6 protein-coding genes are annotated in these 5,311 nt (G+C 37.9%); all 6 read right to left on the bottom strand.

The genetic code is table 11. The features are described 5' to 3' along the window. Window positions 1–364: 364 nt before the first annotated feature. The gene (locus L4D19_RS30015; protein WP_428455440.1) at window positions 365–1,129 is read right to left on the bottom strand and encodes a hypothetical protein; all 765 of its coding nucleotides are present in this window, start codon (window positions 1,127–1,129) and stop codon (window positions 365–367) included. Between the two features lie 184 nt (window positions 1,130–1,313). After that, window positions 1,314–1,679 carry a hypothetical protein gene (locus L4D19_RS30010; protein ID WP_428455439.1) on the bottom strand — a complete coding sequence of 122 codons (366 nt, stop codon included), beginning with the start codon at window positions 1,677–1,679 and terminating at the stop codon, window positions 1,314–1,316. A 144-nt stretch (window positions 1,680–1,823) separates the two neighbouring features. After that, window positions 1,824–2,387 (bottom strand): hypothetical protein, encoded by a 564-nt coding sequence (locus L4D19_RS30005; protein WP_428455438.1) that lies wholly within the window; start codon window positions 2,385–2,387, stop codon window positions 1,824–1,826. A 220-nt stretch (window positions 2,388–2,607) separates the two neighbouring features. Continuing rightward, entirely contained in the window at window positions 2,608–3,009 is a 402-nt protein-coding gene (locus L4D19_RS30000) for a hypothetical protein (protein WP_428455437.1), read from the bottom strand. Window positions 3,010–3,131: 122 nt separating this feature from the next. Beyond that, on the bottom strand, window positions 3,132–3,554 hold the full coding sequence (locus L4D19_RS29995; RefSeq protein ID WP_428455436.1) for a hypothetical protein: 423 nt from the start codon (window positions 3,552–3,554) through the stop codon (window positions 3,132–3,134). Between the two features lie 627 nt (window positions 3,555–4,181). Continuing rightward, window positions 4,182–5,042, bottom strand: coding sequence for a hypothetical protein (locus tag L4D19_RS29990; RefSeq protein ID WP_428455435.1), 861 nt, complete (start codon window positions 5,040–5,042; stop codon window positions 4,182–4,184). Between the last annotated feature and the right edge of the window lie 269 nt (window positions 5,043–5,311).

Genomic DNA, 5,311 nt, shown 5'->3' with positions numbered 1-5,311 from the left:
ATTGCTTCAGTAACAATTTCACGCACAAATAGCTGCTCACTCGCAGACAGATTTGATAACCATGTTTGAGTATCACTTGAGACACCAGACTGATTCCCTTCAGACCAATCTATAGAGAAATCTCTAGCTTCTTCTTTTACTAGTTGAACAAATGATTCACCGTCCATTATCACTCCAATATCATCACACATGAAACTGAAACAAAAATATAAATCTAAACTTTCCTGTCCATTTAACCAACTTTCGACGAAATTCTTCGAGCAAAATATAACGCTTAGCATAAGGTGCGCCACGACTAACTAACCAAGCGCACAGAACTCCACGCCAAAACAACCGAGTGTAAAGCGTCACCTTGATGCTTTTGTTATGTACGTTCTTTAAGCTTAGTGAACTCTCTATTCACAACCTTTACGTATTCTTTAAAAGCGTTAATTGCATATTGCAAGCTGCCTTTTTCAAATAACACATTACGCCCCTTTCGACGCACTCCACCACTAGAGTACTTAATAACATTCCCCTCACCATCAACATCTTGAATACCATCATGATGAAATAAGTTGGAATGTTGTTGAATTAAGCTATCTATGTCTTGGATCGGGGTTCCATTAGCTTTGTATGCTCGCCCATCATTGTGTACGCAGTTGTTCCTTAATATACGTAATTGATCGATAGCCTTCCATTCAGGAGAGTCTTCCAGATTTGGAAAGTGCTGCTTAACAAAATTATGTACTTTTACAATACCAGAGCCATCGTAACGCTTGAACTTCTTGCCACCCACATCTGGATGATAGCGACAACATAGAGCTTGCAATTCAACTTCGTATGTACTGTATATGGTCTGAAAAGCCGACCGGCGATTTAAACTAGGAAAGTACTCCGTAAAAATCTCATCTAACATAACTTCTTGGCTTGTTAGACCACAATAATGCTCGATGTATTCGTAGATACCCTCTTCTGCACAGATCTCAATTACTTCTTCTTTAGGTCCATGTTCCTTGAATTTTTCGATCTCAGAATCAATTACATTTTCAGTCTGGATAACAAATGAGTCCATCATGATATCTGTAAACTGAATAGGTGAAATATAAGGGAATTTCAACCCACCAAATAGTGTACCAATTTTTGTCACTATCAACTCCTACTACTTATTTGATAACTGATAAGTACATAACGCCTGCAATAAGGTGCCCCACGCTAAACCAACAAAGCACACCAGACTCAATACCAAAACCGCCGAGTGTAACGGGTCACCTTAATTGCCTTGTTATAAGCAAAATGGTTTAACGTCTATATTGAAAAATCGAATCCAACAATTAGCTTGGCCCGGACAAAACTTGCTTACAACGACTTTCTTCTAATAGCAACCATTGAGGTCTACCATCAATAATTATTTGATAAACGGTTCCTTCTGGTGGCGTTTCAGCCTTAAGAGCTTCTTTTGTATTTTCAGATTCATTAAGCATAAGCTCTCGAAAATCTTTCATTACAGCCTTATGACCAGATTTATTATAACTTTGTACCAACTGGCTTGGAGTTTGGACACCTTTAAATTCATCAATTTTTTCAGCTAGCATTGATAATGGTGCACAATCTCCATGTCGTGACATCGAAAACCATTTATCTGAAGATATAGCCTCTGTTGAAGCTATTATCAATATTAAAGTTATTATCTTCTTCATGATACTTACATTTCTATGAATAAAGTAAATTAATTACTGCTTATAACGCCTGCAATAAGGTGCCCCACGGCTAACTTACCAAGTGCACCAAACTTTATACCAAAACCGCCGTGTGTAACAGGTCACCTTGATTGCCTTGTTAAATCATTTTTGCTCACAATCTATATTTATATAGTTAATTGTTGTATTTATCGTAATATAGAAGAAAGTTGTCATTGCAATCATCAACAATATATTAACTTCTGGATTATATATAATTACACTTTTCTTAAGGCCATCAGAAAGAGATTCATAATAACTATTACTCCAAAGGCTCAAAATGCCTTTCGTCGATAATAATATTTCAACAGTAGCATACAAAAAGATGGTGGAATTAAATAAAGCCCTTACACCATCTCGTTTGATAAGCTCTTTAAAATCGGCACTAGAACTTCTATCTTTCTTTTCTTTATTCACATATTTAATGTAATAAATGAACACCAACAACATAATAAACATCAAAAAACCCAGAGCATAAGCATTATTATTGTTAGTAATCAAAGATACCAAAGAAGACAATATTAACCCAAATACAGAGCCCAACCCTGTAGCTGTTGCTTTTTTTAACGCTGTGCACATTTTTATAGTGTCATTTTTTAATCTTAACCAAGCCCCCATCACTTTTTGCTTACAAAAATAAAAATCAAACTTAGATAATAATAACTTCATTCCTATTGTTCAATGTAATATCAATACATTACGTTTTATTACACTAAACCCTTCATAAAATTTGCTAAAATTGCCATTAAAGATTTAACGCCTGCAATAAGGTGCCCCGCACGAAAGCAGCAAAGCACACCGAACTCCATACCAAAACTGCCGAGTGTAATGGGTCACCTTGATTGCTTTGTTATGCATTAGTCCGTGAAATCACGACCAATACATATGTTTATGAACTCAAAGTCGAATCCTTAAATTTTAACCATCTAATGCACATCACTAATAGCACGACAGCCACAATGTTAATTCCAACACCAACATGCTCATTTACTGGCACACTATTTGTCCCAATAACGAAACCAATGGGTACCGCAAAACCTGGTGTAAAATTAAAGCTTGCTAGTTCTCCTTTAATTTGAACTAACTGAATGCAATAGAATGAAATGAGCAACCAATGACCATACTTTACTTTGTACATTGATAAAACAGTTCCTGATACACCTAGTAAAGTGAACAAAGCATAAGAGATACTCCACAGGCTAGCCTCATCTATCAATATTAAACAATTTATAAAAGCCAACAACGACAGAAGACCACTTATTACACAAGTTAAAATATATTTTTTACTCATTCAGTACCTTCTACTGTATAAATGCATAACGCCTAACATAAGTTGCGCCACGATGAACCCACCAAGCACACCTAACTCCACACCAAGAATGCCGAGTAAAACGCGTCAACTTGATGTTTTTGTTATGTACGTTGATCAACAAGAGCGTTAATTTGCCCCCAAACCGCTTTCTTACGCTCTACCTCAATAAGATCAAAGCGATTAATGCCTTCAACAGCTTCCGTTTTGCTTGACGGTACAAACTTACTTTCAAGCGGATGAGAGTATGCACCATAGATAGGCTTGCAAACTTTGGCAAATTGGTCAGCAGTTATATCAATGACCTTACCATCAACCTCAATCCAATAGTGATGCTCATCTGATGAATGCTGATAACCGTGAACAACTAAGAACTTTTTATCAGGGAACCTTTGAGCCAAAAGAGCAGCTAAGAAATAAGATGCGCTCTCGCAGCTATTTTGGGGGAAACTATAGAAAAATGGAAGATCAATATTTTCCCTATTTTCGAGAAAAATATCTCTCACCATTTGTGAAAACTCGAACATTTTATCTCCTAGTACATAACGGCGCAGTAATGGGCACAAAGTGCTACCACCAAAACCAACTATTAGCGATAGTAAACACCAGACTTAGTTGCCGCCAAGCGTTTTGTGTCCCTATTTAGCTACTTGTTATGTACGTGCGTGCTACTTGTCTTTGAACTCTTCGTATGTTTTACGTTCATGTTTTTAGCTATCTCTAGCTGCTCTTGATAACTAGCCTCATACGAAGGAGCGTCAGGGTTTTCTGTTTTTCGCTTCAACAGCCCTTGTAGGTTCGCTCTGATAATAGAAATTATGCCGCTCATACTCACCTCAATCTAAACTTTATCGCTTGTGCTCTTTACACAAGGAGTCCCAAAAGGCTTTATAGGGCATGATACCTTCATGTTTTGCCTTCCAATGCGCATCAATTCCGTCCCAACCATTACCTTTGAATACATGACGACACTCCGGACAAACTCTAGGTCGCTCTATTGGTACGTTCTTTTCACAACATCTACACATAGTTGACTTCTCTAAAGTACATAACGCCTGCAATAAGGTGCCCCACGCAAAACCAACAAAGCGCACCGAACTCTATACCAAAACCGCCGAGTGTAACGGGTCACCTTGATTGCCTTGTTAGCAGTTTTACGGGTAGATTCCATGCTTTTCACCTACCAAACATACAGCATCATAGAATGACATTGTCTCTATTCCATTTTCGCGATCTAAGAAGACAACATGACCTTGGCGATGTAAACCTTCATAAGGAAAATCATCCATTCTAGCTTCGACATTAACAGACCCTAGAAATTTACCCAGAATCGAAACCGAAATAATAAAATTATCTTGGCACTGCATTAGTGTAACGGTAGAGCATGATTTCAAAGCCCCAATTTCTGTAAATAAAAAGATATCCCCAGCATCCTTTTCCTCTTGAAGGAATCTATCGACAAAACGAAGGTTGCTAGAGAGCAATACATCTTTTCTTTTGTTTTCATCAGCAGAAATTAATTGTTGTAGTGATACTATATCGACATTCTTTCTGAATGTTTCACCATAGACATGGTAGCCTGCAGCCAATGCAACTTTAGCCAAAAATATTAGTGGGGTTATTTTGTCGATTTGAAGTTGTATTTGCGCCCTTTTACCCGCAAGTGAAGCTGTATCTACTACTGCTCGCTTTTTAGGACACCAATGCTCTGTATCACCCGGAGCGTTAAATCTAATTTGAAGTGGCTCATTTTCCTCACCTACGCGAACATTTTTCCAGACAGGTTGCGCCAATTTACCACTATGTCCTTTTACTTGAGCATTCTTCCTATCAAGTGCAATAAATGGATCATTTGCAACTTTGCCGTCAATTTTTGAACCAATTCTTTTGTTGGCTTCTCTTTCAACAAGGATTTCAAAGCCATCCATTCCCCCCATTGAAAGGGGAATTATATGCTCTCTCGTCAATTCACTTTCTTCTACAAACTTATCACTATAAATACAATAAATTGGCAATTAAACCTCCTACTGCTAACGCCTGCAATAAGGTGCCCCGCACTGAACCAACAAAGTACACCAAACTTCATACCAAAACCGCCGAGTGTAACGGGTCACCTTGATTGCTTTGTTATGGCGCGCTCAAGGAGTCCAAGACAAGCATCGGGCACGCTACCGCCGAACAGGATCATTTATCTGCCATATGATTCATGCATCATACATTACTTAGTGAATGGGTAATTGAGAGATCGCAATTTTGTGATTTGTTTCAGGTAGCTACAACTTTA

It is taken from the genome of Photobacterium kasasachensis (assembly GCF_050336885.1).
GTDB lineage: Bacteria > Pseudomonadota > Gammaproteobacteria > Enterobacterales > Vibrionaceae > Photobacterium > Photobacterium kasasachensis.
Note: the sequence above shows the minus strand (reverse complement) of the source record. Positions and strands in the feature narration are given on the sequence as shown.

Bases quoted from the DNA above. Each gene is read 5' to 3' on its own strand.
- L4D19_RS30010 (WP_428455439.1), bottom strand. From the start codon at position 1,679: ATGAAGAAGATAATAACTTTAATATTGATAATAGCTTCAACAGAGGCT.
- L4D19_RS30005 (WP_428455438.1), bottom strand. From the start codon at position 2,387: ATGAAGTTATTATTATCTAAGTTTGATTTTTATTTTTGTAAGCAAAAA.
- L4D19_RS30000 (WP_428455437.1), bottom strand. From the start codon at position 3,009: ATGAGTAAAAAATATATTTTAACTTGTGTAATAAGTGGTCTTCTGTCG.
- L4D19_RS29995 (WP_428455436.1), bottom strand. From the start codon at position 3,554: ATGTTCGAGTTTTCACAAATGGTGAGAGATATTTTTCTCGAAAATAGG.